This window comes from Streptomyces glaucescens (genome assembly GCF_000761215.1).
Taxonomy (GTDB): Bacteria; Actinomycetota; Actinomycetes; order Streptomycetales; family Streptomycetaceae; genus Streptomyces; species Streptomyces glaucescens_B.
In genome coordinates this window covers 6,271,355-6,288,588 of the sequence record NZ_CP009438.1, presented here as the reverse complement: position 1 = coordinate 6,288,588, position 17,234 = coordinate 6,271,355, and the positions used below count along the sequence as shown (strand labels likewise).

Genomic DNA, 17,234 nt, shown 5'->3' with positions numbered 1-17,234 from the left:
GCCGACTCACTGCCGGGAAGGACCCACGTCCGCCCTCCTGAACGCCCGCAGGGTGAACCACGGGTCCGGGCGGGGGCGGTCCTGGTCGGGAAGGGCGGCCAGGCGCTCGGCGAACGCGTCGGCCAGGGGGTCGCCGGGCGGCAGGGCGACGAACCAGCCGCGGCGCAGGTCGGCGATGGCGCGGCGGGGGCTGCGGCCCTGGCCGCGGCCGGGGAAGCGGGTCCGCCCGGCCGGGAGCAGGCCGTGCGCGGCGGCGTGCGCCTCGACGGCCGCCGACTCGTCGGCGGCGGGGGTGCGGGGGCGGGCCGCGAGGACGGCGTCGATGTCGCTGCCGACGTTGTGCCCGGCGGCCTTGTCGACGGTGGTGACCCAGACCCCGCCCGGGCGCAGTACGCGCGCGCACTCGGCGACGACGGCCCGCACGGCGGCCGGGCCGGGCAGCAGGTGGAGCAGCCACACACTGGTCACCGCGTCGAAGGTGCCGTCGGCGAACGGCAGCCGGCGGGCGTCGGCGCGGAGCACGGCGCCCGGGAGGCGGGCGGCGGCGCGGCGCACCATCGCGTCGGTGAGATCGGCCCCGGTGACCCGCAGGCCGTCCCGGGCCGCGGCGAGCCGCCGGGTGACGATGCCGGTGCCGCAGGCGAGGTCGAGCAGCCGGCGGGCGTCACCGGGCACCAGGTGGAGGACGCCTTCCGCGGCGGCGGCCGCGCGGGGTTCGCCGCCCCGGGAGGCGTCGTAGCGCTCGGCCTCCCGGCTGTAGTCCAGCACCGCCGGCTCAGCTCGCCCCGTGGGCCGGGGCGAGGTCGGACACGCGGCGGGCCAGCTCGACGTCCAGCTCGGTGACCTTGCCGCCGACGCTGTGCGTGTGCACCGACACGGTCACGCTGTGGTAGCCGAGGGTGAGGTCGGAGTGGTGGTCCAGCTCGTCCTGCACCCGGGCGATGTGCATCACGAGCGCGGCGGCGGCGATGTGCGAGCCGAGCCGGTAGGTGCGGGTGAGGCGGTCCTCGTCCACCGACCAGCCCGGCAGTCCGGCCAGGCGGTCCTCGATCTCCTCGGGCGCCAGCGGTTGCACGGCCATGACCTCGCTCCTTTCCGTCGGGCCCGGCTCCAGCCTGCCACAGGCCGGCCGCCGCGATCCCGGCCGGACGGTGCGCCGGGGGTCAGGTGCGGTGACATTCGGCCGCGAGATCGTCGGCCAGCGCGGCGATCCGGTCCCGTCCCTCGACCTGCCGCAGCCATGCGTGCGGCAGGCCGACGTCGCCGTACCGGGCGCCGAGGATGTTCCCGCAGATGGCGCCGGTGGAGTCGGTGTCACCCGAATGGTTGACCGAGAGCAGCAGCGCGTCCGTCACCCGGGGTTCGGCGAGCGCCGCGTACACGCCGATGGCCAGGGCCTCCTCGGCGACCCAGCCGGCGCCCAGCCGCTCCACCTTCGCCGCGTCGGGCGCGCCCTGGGCGGCCAGGTCGAGGGCCTGTTCGAGGGCGGTGGTGGTCTCCTCGTGGCCGGGGTGGCGGGCGAGCAGCCGCAGGGTGCGCAGGACGGCGCCCTCGACGGAGTCGCCGGTGAGCAGATGGGCGGTGAGGGCGGCGAACGCGCCGGCCGCGTAGTAGCCGGTGGGGTGGCCGTGGGTGAGCCGGGCGCAGCGGGCGGCGAGGTCGAAGGCGCGGTCGGCGGGGGCGCCGGTGAGCCCGAACGGCGCCGAGCGCATCACCGCGCCGCAGCCCTTGGCGTTGGGGTTGACCGGGCCGAAGCCACCGAGCGGGGCGCCCGTGTCGGGGACGTAGGGCTGGTGCAGTCCGGACAGGCAGGCGTTGCCCGGGGCGCGGCGGGCGTAGAGCCACGGCTCGGCGAGGAGGGGCCGGTCGGGCCCTGGGTGCCCGGCGAGGGTGCCGTCGGGGCCGGGCTGCTGCTGGGTGACCAGCCAGCGCCGGTAGGCCTCGTACAGCAGCTGGTGGGCGGCGCCGCCGATGCCCTTCTCGCGTTCGCGGCGGTGGGCGGCGAGGATGCCCTCGACGGTGAACAGCGTCATCTGGGTGTCGTCGCTGATCCGCCCGGCCACGCCGGTGGCGTCGGGGACCAGGGAGGTGACGCCGCGCGCGCCGTGGGCGGCGCGGATGGCGTCCAGGGAGCTGAACTCGACGGGATAGCCGAGGGCGTCGCCGAGCGCGCCGCCGAGCAGGCAGCCGCGCACCCTCGACCGGAGTACCGCCGGTGCCTGCCAGTTCGCCTGCTGCCACGTCTCGTTCACGCGGTACCTCCTCGACTACGGTCGTACACATGAGCATTCTCACGTCCGCGCCCGCGGCTGCCGCGACCGCCCCCGCCGACCGGGGAGTCGGCCCGATGCTGCGGTCCTGGCGGGAGCGGCGGCGGGTCAGCCAGCTGGAGCTGGCGCTGCGCGCCGACTCCTCCGCCCGGCACATCAGCTTCATCGAGACGGGCCGGTCCCGGCCGAGCGAGGAGATGGTGCTGCGCCTCGCCGAGCATCTGGACGTTCCGGTGCGGGACCGCAACGCGCTGCTGCTGGCGGCCGGTTACGCGCCGCGCTTCCCTGAGACCCCGCTGGACGACCCGGCGCTGGGTGCGTTGCGGGCGGGCATGGAGCGGCTGATCCGCGGCTACGAGCCGTACCCGGCGCTGGTGGTGGACGCGACGTACGACGTGGTCGCCGCGAACCGGGGCATCACGATGCTGTTGGAGGGGGTGCCCGAGGACCTGCTGGCGCCGCCGCTGAACGCGATGCGGCTGACGCTGCACCCGCGGGGGCTGGCGCCGCGGATCCGCAATCTGCGTGAGTGGCGGGGGCATCTGCTGGCGCAGATGGAACGGCAGATCGCGCTGCACCGCTCGGCGCCGCTGCGGGCGCTGTACGAGGAGGTGGCGGCGTATCCGGTGCCGGAGACGGCACCGTCGGCCGAGCCGGAGGAGCCGGTCCCGTACTTCGCGCTGCCGATGCAGATCGAGTACGGGGGCCGGATCCTGTCGTTCATCTCGTCGATCTCCACCTTCAACACGCCGATGGACGTGACCGTCGCCGAGCTGGCCATCGAGACGTTCCTCCCGGCCGACCCGGCGACGGTGAAGCACCTTCAGGAGCTGGTGCTCTGACGGGCCTTCAGCGCCATGAGCTGGAGGCCGGCGAAGCCGGCGACGGTGAGCGCCTGGAGCACGCCCCACACCGCGCCCGCGGTGCTGGGGGTGAGCCAGAGCGCGAGGGCCGCGACACTGGCCGCCGCCCAGGCGAGGTTGGCCTCCACGACCACGCGGACGGGCAGGGCGGCGGGGTGCGGGCGGGCGGCGAGCAGGCCGACGCCCGCGGCGAAGACGGTGAGGAACGCGCCCAGGCCGAGCAGCAGTCCGGAGCCGATGCCGAGCAGGTCGCCGAGCGGGCCGGAGAAGGCCAGGTAGGCGACACCGTTGGCGCCGGTGACAACCGCGTCGAGGGCCAGGAAGCGGCGCAGCATGGTGCGCGGGTCGGAGGTGCGGGCGAGGGCGGCGAGCTGGGTGGCGGACATGGCGGATCATCCTCCGGCGAGGTCGTCGGCAGTGGGCCCGGGCCCCGGGGCGGAGTGCGCCGCCCCGGAACCCGGTGCGTCCACGATCCCGCCGGGCGGGGTCCCGGGTCGATTACCCGGGAGGTAATGCGGGGCCGGGGCGGTGGGCGGGCCCGTCGGCCGCGCGTCCCGCCGGGCAGGCGGCGCACCGCGCACCCGTGAGTGTTCGGCCCGAACATGACAGACTGCTCGGGAACTTCCGGCGCGTAGGGGAGGCGTGGCGTGAGTGAGCGGCGACCGGCGCCCACCGTGGGCCAGGTGGTACTCGGCAAGCGGTTGCAGGAGTTGCGGGAGACGGCCGGGCTGAGCCGGGAGGACGCGGCGCGGGTCCTGCGGGTGGCCCCGGCGACCGTCCGCCGCATGGAGATGGCCGAGGTCTCCCTGAAGATCCCGTACGTGCAGCTGCTGCTCGACGCCTACGGGGTGCCCGAGGGCGAGGTGGCGGCGTTCGTCACGCTGGCCGAGGAGGCGAACCAGCCGGGCTGGTGGCAGCGGTTCCACGATGTGCTGCCGGACTGGTTCAGCCTGTTCGTGAGCCTGGAGGGAGCGGCCCGGATGATCCGCTCCTACGAGCCGCACTTCGTGCCCGGTCTGCTGCAGACCGAGGAGTACGCGCGGGCCGTGCTGGAGGCCGGCACCATCGGGCAGACCGACCGGCCGTCGCTGGAACGGCACGTGGCGCTGCGGATGGCCCGGCAGGAGCTGCTGACCCGCCCCGACCCGCCCCACCTGTGGGTGATCATGGACGAGACGGTGCTGCGCCGCCCGGTGAGCACCCGCCCCGAGGTGATGACCGGCCAGCTGGACCGGCTGCTGGAGGCCGTCGAGAGCGACCGGATCACCTTGCAGATCGCCGAGTTCGCGAGCGGTCCGCACCCGGGGACCTACGCGCCGTTCGCGCTGTTCCGGTTCGCCGAGCCGGAGCTGCCGGACATGGTGTTCACCGAGTACCTGACGGGGGCGCTGTATCTGGACTCCCGTGCGGAGGTGTCCGCGCACCTGGAGGTGCTGGACCACATGACGGCGCACGCCGCGTCGGCCCGGCGCACCAAGAAGATCCTCCAGGAGTGCCGCGGGCGGTTCTGACGGCAGAGCACGGGACAGCGAGACGGCGGCACCTGGAACGACCCGGCCCCGGGGTCCGCCGGCCGGGGCCGGCCAGGGCCGGTCCGACGATTTCCGTCTGCTTCGCGGCGCCGGGCACGTACTCTCGCCGCACCGGCCCAGACCCGAGTACATCCAGAACGCGGGTCAGGGGCCGGCGCACCGAGAGCACGCACCGGACAGGCCCTAGGAGAAGACACCGTCATGACCGCATCCGACGCCGCCCCCGCCCGTATCGACACCAGCCGGCCGCACCCGGCGCGGGTGTACGACTGGTGGCTGGGCGGCAAGGACAACTACCCGGTGGACGAGGAGCTGGCCCGGCGGATCCTCGCCGTGGACGGCACGGTGGTGCGCGGGGCGCGCGCCAACCGCCGGTTCATGCACCGGGCCGTGCGCACGGTCGCCGAGGCGGGCATCCGCCAGTTCCTGGACATCGGCACCGGCATCCCCACCGAGCCCAACCTGCACCAGGTCGCGCAGAAGACCGCGCCGGAGAGCCGGGTGGTCTACGCGGACAACGACCCGATCGTGCTGCGGCACGCCGAGGCGCTGCTGCACGGCTCGGCGGAGGGCGCCACCGCCTACGCGCACGCCGACGTCCGCGACGTGGACGCGCTGCTGGCGCGGGCCGGCGAGACCCTCGACCTCAGCCGGCCGGTGGCGCTGTCCCTCGTGGCGCTCACCCACTACCTGGACGCCGACCCGGAGGGCGACGACGTCTACGGGCTGCTGTCCCGGTACGTCGACGCGCTCGCGCCCGGCAGCTACCTCATCCTGTCCCAGGTGACCCCCGATCTGAACCCGGAGGCCATCGCCGGGGCGGCCGAGAACTTCCGGCGTGCGGGCACCCCGTTCCACCCCCGGTCGCTGAGCGAGTTCGCGCGCTTCTTCGACGGTCTGGAGCTGCTGGGGCCGGGGCTGATCCCGGTGCACGGCTGGCGTCCGGAGGCGGAGGACGTCGCGGCCCAGGCGGAGGGGATCGTGCCGGTGTACGCGGGCGTGGCGCGCAAGCCCTGACGTGCTCGCGCGCGAGGCGGTTCCTGCGGCGCGGGACCGCCTCGCCGGTCCCCGGACCGCGCGGCCGCGGCGGGGCAGGGCGCCCGGGCCGGGCCATCGGCCCCGGGCGGTATCAGGGGCGGGAGGGCTCGGTGGCCTGACTGCCGTGCCCGCCCGGCCCGGGCGGCTCGTCGCGCAGTGCCACGGCGCGCCGCGGCCGGTCGGTGATCAGCACGTCCACCCGCGGGTCGGTGAGGAAGCCGCGCAGCGCGGTGTCCTCGTTGACCGTCCAGACCATGGTGAACAGGCCGTGCCGGGCGGCTTCCCGCAGCACGTTGGCGCGGGCGAGCCGCTGGTGCGCGGCGACCCCGTGCGCGCCGCACGCGCGCACCCGGCGCATCGGGAACAGTTCGCTGAGCCGGGTCGAGGTGAACCGGGCGGCGGCGATCTCCTTGCGGTCCCGGCCGAGCGACAGCACGGTGCGCACCTTGGGGTACGCCCGGGTGATCGCGGCGACGGAGCGGTCCTCCAGGGTGGTGGCGACGAAACCGTCCTCGCCGAGCAGGGCGACCGCCCGGTCGATCACGTCCCCCTCGTAACCGGACTCCTTCAGGTCCAGGTGCCCGATCAGCTTCCCGGCGATCAGCTCCATGACCTCGTCGACGACGGGCACGGGGTAGCCGGCGCGGGCGCTCAGCTCGGCGTGGGTCAGCTCGCCGAGCAGCGGCCCGGTGTGCCGCACCCGGGGGTCGTGGTGGACGACGAGGACCCCGTCGGCGGTGCGCCGGATGTCGATCTCGGCGTACTCGGCGCCGCTGAGCAGCGCGTCCTCGTACGCCTGCCAGGTCGCGGGGACGAAGGTCTCGGCTCCGCCCCGGTGGGCGGAGACGGCGGGGCGTCGGGTCATGGCGTCGGCTCCCGGAGGTGGTGGACCCGGCCGGCCGGGCCGAGCGGCGCGGGCCTGCGGCCGCGTACCGGGGCGGAGTGGGGCGCCCTCGTGCCCCGGAGGTGCCCGCCACCGTCGCCGGCCCCTCCCCGCCTCGGCACGGCGGTGGCCCCTGCCGCGTCCGTGGACCGCGCTGCCGCGTCCGTGGACCGCGGGAAGCGGCGTGCGGGCCGTCCCCCGCGGCGGGGACGGCCCGCACCGTGGCGCGGGATCGCTCGGGGAACGTCAGGCGAGCTTCGCCGAGAGCGTGATCGGCACCGCCTTCAGGGCCTGGCTGACGGGGCAGTTGACCTTGGCGTCCTCCGCCGCGGCGACGAACGCGTCGTCGTCCAGGCCCGGCACCGTGCCCTCGACGGTGAGGTGGATGCCGGTGATGCCCTCACCCGGCTGGAAGGTGACGTCCGCGGAGGTGACCAGCTTGGTCGGCGGGGTGCCGGCCTGGGCCAGGGCGTGCGAGAAGGCCATCGAGAAGCAGCTGGAGTGGGCGGCGGCGATCAGCTCCTCCGGGCTGGTCTTCCCGCCCGGCTCCTGGGTGCGGGCAGCCCACGTCACCGGCTGCTCGCTGATGGCGCCGGAGGTGTCGAAGGTGACGACCCCGTTGCCCTCGAGCAGGTTGCCTTCCCAGACGGTGTGTGCGGAGCGCGTGGTGGCCACGGTCATTCCTTTCGTAGCGTCCCGGTTCTGGTGCCGACCCGGGTTGACGGACACCATCCGATCACACTCCGGCGCACGGCATGGGGAAGTCGGCGCCGTCCGTGCCGTGTTCAGGCGGCCGTACGCCCGCGCCGGGCCGCCAGCCACGCGTAGACCGGCACGCCCGCGAAGAGGAACAGCACGCCCTGGTAGACGGCCGCGTATCCGGCGCCCGCGACCAGCCACAGGGAGAAGCCGAAGGCGAGCGCGGCGAGCACCGCGTCGCGCACCAGCCGCGCCCGGTTCACCTTCTCGTGCTCGCCGCGGGCCAGGTGGAAGAGCTGTGCGGCGGTGGCCAGCAGGTAGGGCACGGTCGCCGTGAAGGTGGTGACGAGCACCAGGATCTCGAAGACCCGGGCGGAGCCGGCGGTGTAGTTGTAGACGGTCAGCAGGGAGGCCAGGACGACGGTGACACCGACGCCGACGGTGGGCACGCCGCGCCGCTTGCGGGCGAACGCCGCCGGGAACAGGCCGTCGCGGGCGGCCGCGTACGGCGTCTGGGCGCTGAGCAGGGTCCAGCCGTTGAGGCAGCCGGTCATCGACACCAGTGCGGCCAGCGCCACGGCCCAGCCGCCCCAGGAGCCGCCGAACATGGCGTTCACCGCGTCGGAGAAGGGGGCGGTGGAGCCGACCAGCCTGTCGTGGGCGACGGTGCCGAACACCGAGAAGGTGCCGAGCAGGTAGACGAGGGCGGCGCCGAGGGTGCCGATGACGGTGGCGCGGCCGACGTTGCGGCGCGGGTCGCGGACCTCGCCGGCGCTGACGGCGGCGGACTCCACGCCCAGGTAGGAGAAGAGCAGGATCGCGGCGGACGCGGAGACCGCGCCGAGGGCGCTGCCGCCGCTCGCGTTGAACGGGCCGAGGTTGTCCGCGTCGAAGAAGAACAGTCCGCCGACGGCGACGAGCAGCAGCGGCGCGAACTTGAGCACCGTGGAGACGAGCTGGACGGCGCCGACGTACCGGCTGCCGGCGAAGTTCGACACGGCGGGCAGCCACTGGATGACGAGGGCGGCCAGGCACGCGGTCCACGCGTGGTCGTTCACCGGGATCAGCACGTCGAGGTAGCCGACGGCGGCCACGGCGAGCGCGGCGTTGGAGACCCAGGTGGTGATCCAGTACGCCCACGCGGCGAGGAAGCCCGCGAAGTCGCCGAAGGCCTCCCGGGCGTAGACGTAGGGGCCGCCGGTGCGCGGGTCGCGGTGGGCGAGCCGTCCGAACACCAGGGCCAGGGCGATCGCGCCGGCGGTCAGGACGGCGAAGGCGACCAGGCTGACGGTGCCGAAGGGGGCCACGGCGGCCGGGAGCAGGAAGATGCCGCCGCCGATGATGTTGCCCATGACCAGGGCGGTGGCGACCGGGAGCCCGAAGCGCCGGGTGTGCTTCTCGGGTGCCGCGGCGGGGCGGGGTGCGGCCGCCTGCGGGGCCGGAGCCGGGACGGTTCCGGTGTCGTGCATGGGGTGGTGCGCCTCTCGTCGTGCTGGTGCGCCCGGGATCGCCGGACGACCGCCCATGGTCGGGCACGAGTTCGAGTTGCGGCAAATCACACGGTTTTGTCCGGCGCGGTGGGGTCCGGCACCGCAAAAGGTGCGTCGCCGGGGGCCGCGGACCGGGAATCGTCCACCGTCGTCCGGTCAACCGGAATCCGCTCCACCGGATGCGCCGGTGCCTGGTCCACCGGGCCCCGATCCACGGGGGCCCGGCCCGGCGTGACCTGGTCCACCGGCACCTGGGGGCCGTCCGCCTCCCGCAGCCAGCGGCGCAGCACCCGGTGGACCTGCTCCGCGCCGGCGATCTCCTCGCCGTCCGCCACGGGCGCGGACAGGACGAGCGGGAACAGCAGGAACGGCTTGCTCTGGGCGCCGCCCAGGCCACCGTGGGAGCCGATCTGCTCCTCGAAGGCGAGAACCTCCCCGTCGGCCGGGTCGTGGAAGGAGTTGACCATGATGTCGGCGGCGTGCGGGAAGGTGTGGGCGCGCCGGACCACCGCAGCGGCGCCCGGGCCGAACGCCGCCAGCGGGCCGGGGCGGTCGTCGAGCTCGTCCAACGGGATCTCCGCGCCGTACGCGCCGAGCACCACCCCGCCGTGCCGCTCGCTGCGCACCAGCAGGAACCCGATGCCGGGGTGGTTGGCGAGGGTGGACAGCAGCGCCGGGTGGCGGGCGTCGATCTCCTCCTTGCTCATCCGGTGCGGCACGTCCGGGAAGGAGACCAGCCCGAGATTGCCGGAGGCCAGCACGATCGGCTCCGAGCGGCGGCCCGGGCGCTGCCGCTCGGCGTCCGCCTCGACCGGGATGCGCAGCGCGGCCCGGACCGCGGCGCGGGCCTCGGCGCCGCTGTGGGTGCGCCGCGCCCGGCGCGGCACGGGCAGTCCGCAGCCGGCCCGCACCAGATCGCCGAGGGTGAGGCCGTAGCGGGCGCGGAAGGTCTCGCCGGGGCTCTGCCCGTGGTCGGACAGGACCACGATCCGGTACGGCCGGGGCGCGTGCTCGGCGACCTTCTCGATCAGCGCGAGCGCCCGGTCGAGCCGCTGGAGCACCTTCTCCGCGTCCCGGCTGAACGGCCCGGAGTGGTGGGCGACCTCGTCGTAGGCGACCAGGTCGGCGTAGATCGCGGTGCGTCCGGCGAGCATGTCCCCCATGACCGCGGCCACCACCACATCGCGTTCGACGACGGTCGCGAAGGCCCGGACGAACGGGTAGAGGCCGCCGCGGGAGACCCGCGGGCGCTCCTTGCGCAGCCGGGAGCGGGTGGACTGGCCGATCTCGCGGCCCACCTCGGCGACGAACGACAGGGCGGTGCGCACGGCGTTGGCCGGGTCGGAGAAGTAGGCGAAGTAGCCGGCCCGGGAGCGGTTCTCGCGGCTGCGCCGCCGGGTGGCGATGGACAGCACCAGGGCCTGCTCGTCCGCGCCGCCGCCGAACAGGTTGCCGCGGCTCGCGCCGTCGAGGGCGAGCAGCCCGCCGTCCCCGGTGCGGGCGACGGCACGGCGCTGGAGTTCGGCGGCGCTGGTCGGGCGGTTGCTGACCATCACCTCCTGGGTGTCCTTCTCGTACCAGCGGAAGGCGGGCACGTCGAACGTGCTGCCGTGCAGGATCCCCAGCTGGCTGGCGCCGGTCTGGCTGGACCAGTCGGTGCGCCACGGCGTCAGGCGGTGGCTGGGACGGGCGGCCCCGCGTTCGTCGCCGGCGCCCAGCCAGCGGGCGACGGCCGGCATCAGGCCCTTGCCGACGGCGTCCAGCAGCACGTCGTGGCCGACGCCGTCGAGCTGGAGGAAGAGCGTGCCCGGGGTGGCCGGGCCGGGCGGCTGCCGGCGCCGGCGGCGGTCGGCCAGCCGGTAGAGGCGACGGCGGTAGGCGTCGTCGTCGCGCACCGCGAGGGCGGCTCCGGTGGCGGAGGCGACCGCGGACATCACGGCGGCCACCACCACCGCGGTCTCCGGTGCGGCGGCGCCCCGCTCCGCCGGGTTCAGGCGCAGCGCGAGCAGCAGCAGCGCCCCGTTGAGCGCGAACACCAGCAGACCGAGGACGAACGCGGGCACCAGCAGCAGCAGGCGCACGAGCAGCGGCCACACCAGCGCCGACAGCAGGCCGAAGGCGCCCGCCCCGAACGCGGCGGTGACGGCGATGTCGGTGGCGCTGTCGCCGTCCGCCGACCGCAGCCGGAAGTCGGGGAGCAGGCCGGCGAGGACCAGCAGCGTGACCGTGCTGACCGCCCAGACGGCGACGCTGCGCCCGACCTGACTCGCGATCCCCCGCCAACGCCCCGCACGCACGCTCCGCACACCTCACGTCCCCGCCCGTGATCGGCACGGGCCCGGCTCCCAGCCTGTCACATCGCACCGGCCGGGCCGCCCCCCACACGGGGCCGTCCGGCCTGGCCGCGGCGGGCGTCCGAGGTTCGCGCTACCGGCCGTCGTAGCCGGCCGTCGGCATCGACAGCCTGCGGTGCACCCGGGCCTTCATCTGCGCGTCGTAGTACGGCTCCGCCCGGCCCACGGTCTCCACCCGCACCCCGCGCCGCGCGCACTCGGCGGCGAACGCGTCCACGTCCGCCAGCGCGCTCTCCAGGACCCGGCGGCTGGGCGCCACGAACACGTCGCAGCCGGGCCGCACCCCGTCCCACAGCAGGCAGTGGTCCGGGCGCAGCGCGCGCACCAGCAGCTCGCGGGTGACGACGTAGCCGTGCTCGGCGGCCCAGCGGGAGCACATCGCGTGCTGGCCGCGGGAGTCCACCAGGAAGGGGTCGGTCTCCAGTTCCTCGAGCGGCGTCAGACTGGCGATCGCCGTGACGCGCACCGGACCGGGGCCTTCTCCCATGCCCTCCCCCCTCACCTCAGGGTTTCGCCGCCGACCCTACTCCTGCCCGTAGGCTTCGGGGAGTCGCGTGAAGGAGGCGAAGGAGTGCCGGTGGAGATCACGTGGTGGGGGCACGCCACCTGCACGGTCGAGGATTCGGACGTACGGGTCCTCACCGATCCTCTGTTCGCACGCCGGCTCGCGCACCTGAGGCGCCGGCGCGGGGCGCTCCCACCGCCGGACGCGTGGCGCGCGGACGTCGCGGTGGTCTCCCATCTGCACGCCGACCACCTGCACATACCGTCGCTGGCGCGGCTCGCGCCGGGCACGCGCCTGCTCGTGCCCCGGGGCGCACTCCGGGCGGTGCCCGGGCTGCGCCGGCTCACACGGCTGCGGATGACGGAGGTGGCGCCCGGCGACCAGGTGAAGGCCGGCGGCCTGGTGATCCGGGTGGTGCCGGCGCGGCACGACGGGCGGCGGCTGCCGCTCGGCCCGCACCGCTCCCCCGCGCTCGGCTACGTCGTGGAGGGCGAGGCGCGCACCTACTTCGCCGGGGACACAGGACTGTTCGACTCGATGGCCGAGGAGGTCGGGCCGGTCGACGTGGCGCTGCTGCCGGTGGGCGGCTGGGGACCGTACCTCGGCGAGGGGCACCTGGACGCGGGGCGGGCGGCGCAGGCGCTGGCCCGGCTCGCACCGCGCAGCGCGGTGCCGGTGCACTACGGAACGTACTGGCCGATCGGGATGGACGCCGTGCGCCCGCACGAGTTCCACTCACCCGGCGAGGAGTTCGTCCGGCTGGCCGCCGAGCGGGCGCCCGGGGTGGCGGTGCACCTGCTCGGGCACGGGGAGAGCGTGCGGCCGGAGGTCGCGCGGTGAGCTGGCTGGGGGCCGCGTCGACGGTGCCGCCGGAGACCACCCAGCAGGCGATCGGCTACCCCACGCTGTTCCTGCTGGTGCTGGTCGGGGCGCTGGTGCCGGTGGTGCCGACCGGGGCGCTGGTCAGCGGTGCGGCGGTGGTGGCGTTCCACCGGACGGCGCCCTTCTCGCTGGCGCTGGTGTTCGTGACGGCGGCGCTGGCCGCGTTCTGCGGGGACATCGCGCTGTACTGGCTGGGGCGGCGCGGGATGACGTCGAAGAACGGCTCCCGGTGGCTCGCGGCGATCCGGGCCCGGGCGCCGGAGGACCGGCTGGCGCAGGCCCAGGAGAAGCTGGCCGGGCACGGCGTGGCCGTGCTGGTGCTGTCCCGGCTGGTGCCCGCCGGCCGGCTCCCGGTGATGCTGGCGTGCCTGGTCGCCGAGTGGCCGCTGCGCCGCTTCGCCCGCGGCAATCTGCCCGCCTGCCTGGCCTGGGCGGTCACGTACCAGCTCATCGGCATCCTCGGCGGCTCCCTCTTCCCCGAGCCCTGGGAGGGCGTGGTCGCGGCGGTCGCCCTGACGGTACTGATCAGTCTGGCGCCGAGCGTGTGGCGCCGGGTGCGGGGCTCCTCGACCGCGTAGCCGGGGCGACCGTGGGCGGCCGCCTGCCGGAGGCCGTCTGCCGGAGGCCGGCGGGACCGGTCCCGGGGCCGCCGGGGGCGGCCGGTGCCCGGGGCGGTGGGGATGCCCGCCGCGGGCGCACGGCGCGGCGAGTCCGGCGGGTGCGGGGGGCAGCGGGCCCGGCGGGGTCGGCGGGTCCGGCGGGACCTACGGCAGCACGCGTGAGCCCCCCACCGGCAGGTCCCACAGGTCCGCGCGGTCCAGGCCCGCCTTCTCCCAGGCGGCGCGGACCCGGGTGAGGGGTTCCAGGACCGGTTCGGCGGAGAGGACGAAGGTCCCCCAGTGCATCGGCGCCATCCGGCGGGCGCCGAGGTCCTGCGCGGCGCGGACGGCCTCCTCCGGGTCGCAGTGGACGTCGCTCAGCCACCAGCGCGGGGCGTACGCCCCGATGGGCAGCAGGGCGAGGTCGATGCCGGGGTAACGCCGGCCGATCCGGGAGAACCAGTGGCCGTAGGCGGTGTCGCCGGCGAAGTGGACGCGCCGGCCGTCGGGAGCGGTGAGCACCCAGCCGCCCCACAGGGAGCGGCAGGTGTCGGTCAGGGTGCGCTTGGACCAGTGGTGGGCGGGCACGAAGTCGAAGCGCACGCCGTGCAGTTCGGACGCCTCCCACCAGTCCAGCTCGGTGACGTGGGTGAAGCGCCGGCGGCGGAACCAGCGGCCCAGCCCGGCCGGGACGAAGACGGGGGTCTCGCGGGGGAGCCTGCGCAGTGTCGGGGCGTCCAGGTGGTCGTAGTGGTTGTGGCTGATGACGACCGCGTCCACGCGGGGCAGCGCGCTCCAGGGCACGCCGACGGGGGTGATCCGCGCGGGGGTGCCGAGGATGCGGCGGGACCAGACCGGGTCGGTGAGCACGGTGAGCCCGCCGATGCGCACCACCCAGCTCGCGTGCCCGGCCCAGGTGACGGCCACGGTGCGGGAGTCGACGCGGGGCAGCGGGCCGGGCTCGTACGGCAGCCGGGAGATGTCGGCCAGGCCCTCCTTTCCGGGCCGGACGGCGCCCTCGCGGGCGAAGCGGGCGAGCGCCTTGATGCCGGGCAGCGGGGCGGTCAGCCGGTCGTGGAAGCTGCGCGGCCAGACCCTGCGCTCCCCCGGCGGGCGCGGCTCCGCGAGCGGCGGGAAGGGCGGCTCGGCGGGCTCCGCGAGCGGCGGGACGGCGGGCAGGACGACGGAAGGCACGGCGGGCGGGACGGTGGCCGGGGCAGGGGTGTCGGCGGGTGGGACGGGGGCCGGGTCGGCGGTGTCGCGGGCCGTCGGGCGCGTGGTCGACTCGGACTGCTGCGTCATCGAGGGGACTCCCATGGCTGAGCATCGTCGCGGAGGCCGTCGAGGACCGACCTGAGGGTGGTCAACGAGCGGTTCACGGGTGGCAGTCGAAGGGGCGCGGGTGAGCGCAGGCACTCCTCGCGTTCCGCGTCCGAGCCGCCCAGCATCGCGCCGGTGGCGAGCCGCACCCGCAGCGCGCCCAGGTCGTCGCCGAAGCGGTGGCCGCCGGGCGCGGGCATGCCGAGCCGGGCGGAGAGGAAGTCCTCCAGTTCCTGTGCGTCGGTCACGCCGTGCGCGGCGAGACCGGCCTTCAGCGGCCCGAGGTCGGCGTACAGATGCCGGCCGGCGCGCGGCGGCAGGGCGAGCGCGCCGGCGGTGACCACCGCGCGGTGCGCGGCGGCGGCCACGCGCGCGTGCAGCCGGACGGAAGCGGTGATCCGCGCGGTGACGGGTTCCGGTTCGGCGAGGGCGTAGGCCGCGGCGGCGGCGACCGGACCGGCGATCCGGGCGCCGAGCGCGGTGAGGACGTCGAGCACGCGCGCGCGAAGGCCGTCGCCCGCGGGCCCGGCGGGGAAGCGGGCGAGGGCGGCCGGCCAGCCGGGCGGCAGCAGGGCGCCGGCCAGATCGGTCACCACGGTGACCCGCCCGGGCAGCATCTCGGCGGGGCTGAGCAGCACGGTGTCGTGCGGGTCGTGCAGCGTGTCGCGCCAGGTCTCGTCGCTGACGAGGTGCAGCCCTTCCCGCTCGGCGGCCTCGACGGTCTCGTGCAGCACCTCGGGCGGCGCGACCGTGGCGGTCGGGTCGTCGGCGACGGACAGCACCAGCAGCCGCGGGTCGCCGCCCTCGGCACGCACCCGGCGCACGGTCTCCAGCAGGGCGTAGGGGTCGGGTACGCCGCCGCACTCGGCCGGGGTCGGCACATGGAAGACGGGCCGGCCCAGCAGCCGCGCGTACGGCGCCCACCAGGCGACGCAGGGCCGGGGCACCAGCACGTCGCCGCCGAGCGCGGCGGTCAGCGCGAGCAGCAGGGCGGGCGCGCCGGGGGCGGCCACCGCGTGCTCGGGCGTGGTGGTCAGTCCCCGGCGTGCCCAGTAGCCGCAGCCGGCCTCCAGCAGGGCCGGGCCGCCGCCGGCCGGCTCGGCGCCCCCGCGGTGTGCCGCCGCGGCGAGCACGGCGGCCAGTTCGGGCAGGACGGGCAGCCCGTCCTCGGGCGGGGGCGGGCCGTAGCGGACGGGGCCGTGGTCCTCGGGGTGCGTCCGGGGCATGGGATCCTCCGCGCTGCCGTGGCCGTCGTACCGTGTCGCCGCCGCATGGCCGTCGTGACGTGCCGTCACCGTCCCCGGGGTGTCGTGGTGTGGCGGCGCCTCCGGGGCGGCGTGCGCTTCGCGGGGGTCCCGCCGGAGCGCCCGGCGGTGGCCGTCGGGCGGTGCCGCCCTCCGGCGGGTGCCGGTGTCGTCCGCCGCTCCCGTCCCGGGGAGGGCCGGGCCGTCGGGGTCCTCTCCCGCCTCGGGGCCTATCGCCGTTCCGTCGTGCTCGCTCGTGGGGTGCTCCCTCGGTCGGTGGCCGGTGTGCTCCGGGGTCCGGTCCGGTCCCCGGTGCCGCGTGGGTCCCGCGGTGCGGATCGTGCTTCCGCGCTTCCGCCTACCCCGCGGGGCGCCGGGTCAGCCGTCGGCGCCGGAGCCCCGGAGGTACAACCGGTGCGCGGCGGCCCCGAGGGCGCCCGCGATCAGCAGTCCCCCGAGCACCAGTGCGGGCACGGACACGCCGAACGCGCCGCCGCCCTCCCCGGCCCGCACGCCGCGCTGGACCACCGCCGTGCCGCAGGCGGCGTCCTCCGGGTCGGGGCAGGGGGACGCGCTCCGGCCGCCGCGGTGGCCCTGGCCCGGGCCGCCGCCCCGGGCGACGGTGAAGGTCGCGCTCCACGGCTTTCCCTCTTCGCCGTGCGCCGCCGGGCAGGTGCCGTCCACGGTCCACGCGGAGTCCTCACCACCGGTGCCGGCCCCACCGGAGCCCGCCCCACCCGTACCGGCCCCACCGATGCCGGATCCGCCAGTGTCGGCCCCACCAGTGCCGGATCCGCCAGTGTCGGTCTCACCGGTACCGGCCCCACCGATGCCGGACCCGCCAGTGTCGGTCTCACCGGTACCGGCCCCACCGATGCCGGACCCGCCAGTGTCGGCCGCACCGGTACCGGCCCCACCGATGCCGGACCCGCCAGTGTCGGCCGCACCAGTGCCGGACCCGCCGGTGTCGGCCCCGCCGGTGTGCGCCCCACCGGTGTCGATGTCCTCCGGGAGGACGATCCGCGCGGTGCCCTGGTAGGCAGCCCCGGACGTCTCGCCGTCCTGGCCGCCGGCCAGGCTCAGTTCGGCCAGTCCGTCCTCGAAGGCCTGCGAGGCGGCCTCCAGGGTGGCGGGCGGCGACCCGCCGACGGGATCGCACGTCACCGAGACGGTGACGCTGCCGCCTGGCTCCGCGTGGGCCGGGCTGACCTCGGCGGACGGTTCGGCGAGGGCGGCGGAGGCGGCTCCGCCGGACAGCACACCGGTCAGGACGACAACGGACACGGCACGAAGGGCACGACGCACGACCAGGACTCCCCGCAACGACGACGGACACCCAGCCATCACATCCGCTGCCCCCGCCCGCCGCGCGCGGCCGGCCCCCATTCGCGTGGCAGCGCCCGGCCAACGGGGTGAGGCCGCGCGTGGTAGCCGGTGGCACCGGGACAGGGGGAAACGGCCGGCGGCGTTTCCGCGCCACCTCGGCGGTGACTCGTCATCCGACGGCCGGCATCCGATGACCGGCGTCGAACGGCCACGTCGACCGGGAGGTACT

At 76.0% G+C, this 17,234-nt stretch carries 17 protein-coding genes; 5 read left to right on the top strand and 12 right to left on the bottom strand.

Annotated elements, in window-relative coordinates:
• Window positions 1–6: 6 nt before the first annotated feature.
• The 3 genes from SGLAU_RS27205 to SGLAU_RS27195 form a co-directional block, all read right to left on the bottom strand.
• A complete protein-coding gene (locus SGLAU_RS27205) occupies window positions 7–768 on the bottom strand; it encodes a class I SAM-dependent methyltransferase (protein ID WP_043505156.1) in 762 nt (253 codons plus the stop codon).
• A 7-nt stretch (window positions 769–775) separates the two neighbouring features.
• Window positions 776–1,081: a 4a-hydroxytetrahydrobiopterin dehydratase gene (locus SGLAU_RS27200; RefSeq protein WP_043505155.1), complete on the bottom strand. Its 306-nt coding sequence runs from the start codon at window positions 1,079–1,081 to the stop codon at window positions 776–778.
• A gap of 82 nt (window positions 1,082–1,163) precedes the next feature.
• A complete protein-coding gene (locus SGLAU_RS27195; RefSeq protein WP_043505153.1) occupies window positions 1,164–2,252 on the bottom strand; it encodes an ADP-ribosylglycohydrolase family protein in 1,089 nt (362 codons plus the stop codon).
• 29 nt (window positions 2,253–2,281) lie between these two features.
• On the opposite strand from SGLAU_RS27195, the gene SGLAU_RS27190 reads away from it, so the two are divergent.
• Window positions 2,282–3,112 carry a helix-turn-helix domain-containing protein gene (locus SGLAU_RS27190; protein ID WP_043505152.1) on the top strand — a complete coding sequence of 277 codons (831 nt, stop codon included), beginning with the start codon at window positions 2,282–2,284 and terminating at the stop codon, window positions 3,110–3,112.
• Here the strand turns inward: SGLAU_RS27190 and SGLAU_RS27185 are convergent.
• Window positions 3,094–3,519 (bottom strand): hypothetical protein, encoded by a 426-nt coding sequence (locus tag SGLAU_RS27185; protein ID WP_043505151.1) that lies wholly within the window; start codon window positions 3,517–3,519, stop codon window positions 3,094–3,096. The genes SGLAU_RS27190 and SGLAU_RS27185 overlap by 19 nt on opposite strands.
• Before the next feature lie 261 nt (window positions 3,520–3,780).
• On the opposite strand from SGLAU_RS27185, the gene SGLAU_RS27180 reads away from it, so the two are divergent.
• Window positions 3,781–4,644 carry a helix-turn-helix domain-containing protein gene (locus tag SGLAU_RS27180; protein WP_078957918.1) on the top strand — a complete coding sequence of 288 codons (864 nt, stop codon included), beginning with the start codon at window positions 3,781–3,783 and terminating at the stop codon, window positions 4,642–4,644.
• 222 nt (window positions 4,645–4,866) lie between these two features.
• Window positions 4,867–5,682: an SAM-dependent methyltransferase gene (locus tag SGLAU_RS27175; protein ID WP_043505148.1), complete on the top strand. Its 816-nt coding sequence runs from the start codon at window positions 4,867–4,869 to the stop codon at window positions 5,680–5,682.
• A gap of 112 nt (window positions 5,683–5,794) precedes the next feature.
• Here SGLAU_RS27175 and SGLAU_RS27170 read toward each other — a convergent pair whose 3' ends face one another.
• From SGLAU_RS27170 to SGLAU_RS27150, 5 genes are all read right to left on the bottom strand, one after another.
• Window positions 5,795–6,568 (bottom strand): glycerophosphodiester phosphodiesterase family protein, encoded by a 774-nt coding sequence (locus SGLAU_RS27170; RefSeq protein WP_052413907.1) that lies wholly within the window; start codon window positions 6,566–6,568, stop codon window positions 5,795–5,797.
• 264 nt (window positions 6,569–6,832) lie between these two features.
• Complete coding sequence (locus tag SGLAU_RS27165; RefSeq protein WP_043507104.1) at window positions 6,833–7,261, bottom strand: OsmC family protein; 429 nt, start codon at window positions 7,259–7,261, stop codon at window positions 6,833–6,835.
• 110 nt (window positions 7,262–7,371) lie between these two features.
• Window positions 7,372–8,754, bottom strand: coding sequence for an amino acid permease (locus SGLAU_RS27160; RefSeq protein WP_043505147.1), 1,383 nt, complete (start codon window positions 8,752–8,754; stop codon window positions 7,372–7,374).
• Between the two features lie 86 nt (window positions 8,755–8,840).
• Window positions 8,841–11,072 carry a phage holin family protein gene (locus SGLAU_RS27155; protein WP_244315270.1) on the bottom strand — a complete coding sequence of 744 codons (2,232 nt, stop codon included), beginning with the start codon at window positions 11,070–11,072 and terminating at the stop codon, window positions 8,841–8,843.
• 130 nt (window positions 11,073–11,202) lie between these two features.
• Window positions 11,203–11,616 carry a hypothetical protein gene (locus SGLAU_RS27150; protein ID WP_043505144.1) on the bottom strand — a complete coding sequence of 138 codons (414 nt, stop codon included), beginning with the start codon at window positions 11,614–11,616 and terminating at the stop codon, window positions 11,203–11,205.
• An 84-nt stretch (window positions 11,617–11,700) separates the two neighbouring features.
• On the opposite strand from SGLAU_RS27150, the gene SGLAU_RS27145 reads away from it, so the two are divergent.
• Both SGLAU_RS27145 and SGLAU_RS27140 read left to right on the top strand, forming a co-directional pair.
• Entirely contained in the window at window positions 11,701–12,474 is a 774-nt protein-coding gene (locus SGLAU_RS27145) for an MBL fold metallo-hydrolase (protein ID WP_043505143.1), read from the top strand.
• Entirely contained in the window at window positions 12,471–13,094 is a 624-nt protein-coding gene (locus tag SGLAU_RS27140; protein ID WP_043505141.1) for a DedA family protein, read from the top strand. The genes SGLAU_RS27145 and SGLAU_RS27140 overlap by 4 nt, the downstream gene beginning before the upstream one ends.
• A gap of 186 nt (window positions 13,095–13,280) precedes the next feature.
• Here the strand turns inward: SGLAU_RS27140 and SGLAU_RS27135 are convergent, their stop codons facing one another.
• From SGLAU_RS27135 to SGLAU_RS27125, 3 genes are all read right to left on the bottom strand, one after another.
• On the bottom strand, window positions 13,281–14,417 hold the full coding sequence (locus SGLAU_RS27135; protein ID WP_244315269.1) for an MBL fold metallo-hydrolase: 1,137 nt from the start codon (window positions 14,415–14,417) through the stop codon (window positions 13,281–13,283).
• On the bottom strand, window positions 14,414–15,661 hold the full coding sequence (locus SGLAU_RS34995) for an aminotransferase class I/II-fold pyridoxal phosphate-dependent enzyme (protein WP_043505140.1): 1,248 nt from the start codon (window positions 15,659–15,661) through the stop codon (window positions 14,414–14,416). Before SGLAU_RS34995 ends, SGLAU_RS27135 begins: the two co-directional genes overlap by 4 nt.
• A 396-nt stretch (window positions 15,662–16,057) precedes the next feature.
• Window positions 16,058–16,963, bottom strand: coding sequence for a hypothetical protein (locus SGLAU_RS27125; RefSeq protein ID WP_052413906.1), 906 nt, complete (start codon window positions 16,961–16,963; stop codon window positions 16,058–16,060).
• Between the last annotated feature and the right edge of the window lie 271 nt (window positions 16,964–17,234).

What these genes read in the sequence shown, in the direction of transcription:
- SGLAU_RS27200 (WP_043505155.1), bottom strand. Translation starts at nt 1,081, where the DNA reads ATGGCCGTGCAACCGCTGGCGCCCGAGGAGATCGAGGACCGCCTGGCC.
- SGLAU_RS27190 (WP_043505152.1), top strand. Translation starts at nt 2,282, where the DNA reads ATGAGCATTCTCACGTCCGCGCCCGCGGCTGCCGCGACCGCCCCCGCC.
- SGLAU_RS27185 (WP_043505151.1), bottom strand. Translation starts at nt 3,519, where the DNA reads ATGTCCGCCACCCAGCTCGCCGCCCTCGCCCGCACCTCCGACCCGCGC.
- SGLAU_RS27175 (WP_043505148.1), top strand. Translation starts at nt 4,867, where the DNA reads ATGACCGCATCCGACGCCGCCCCCGCCCGTATCGACACCAGCCGGCCG.
- SGLAU_RS27170 (WP_052413907.1), bottom strand. Translation starts at nt 6,568, where the DNA reads ATGACCCGACGCCCCGCCGTCTCCGCCCACCGGGGCGGAGCCGAGACC.
- SGLAU_RS27160 (WP_043505147.1), bottom strand. Translation starts at nt 8,754, where the DNA reads ATGCACGACACCGGAACCGTCCCGGCTCCGGCCCCGCAGGCGGCCGCA.
- SGLAU_RS27150 (WP_043505144.1), bottom strand. Translation starts at nt 11,616, where the DNA reads ATGGGAGAAGGCCCCGGTCCGGTGCGCGTCACGGCGATCGCCAGTCTG.
- SGLAU_RS27135 (WP_244315269.1), bottom strand. Translation starts at nt 14,417, where the DNA reads ATGACGCAGCAGTCCGAGTCGACCACGCGCCCGACGGCCCGCGACACC.
- SGLAU_RS34995 (WP_043505140.1), bottom strand. Translation starts at nt 15,661, where the DNA reads ATGCCCCGGACGCACCCCGAGGACCACGGCCCCGTCCGCTACGGCCCG.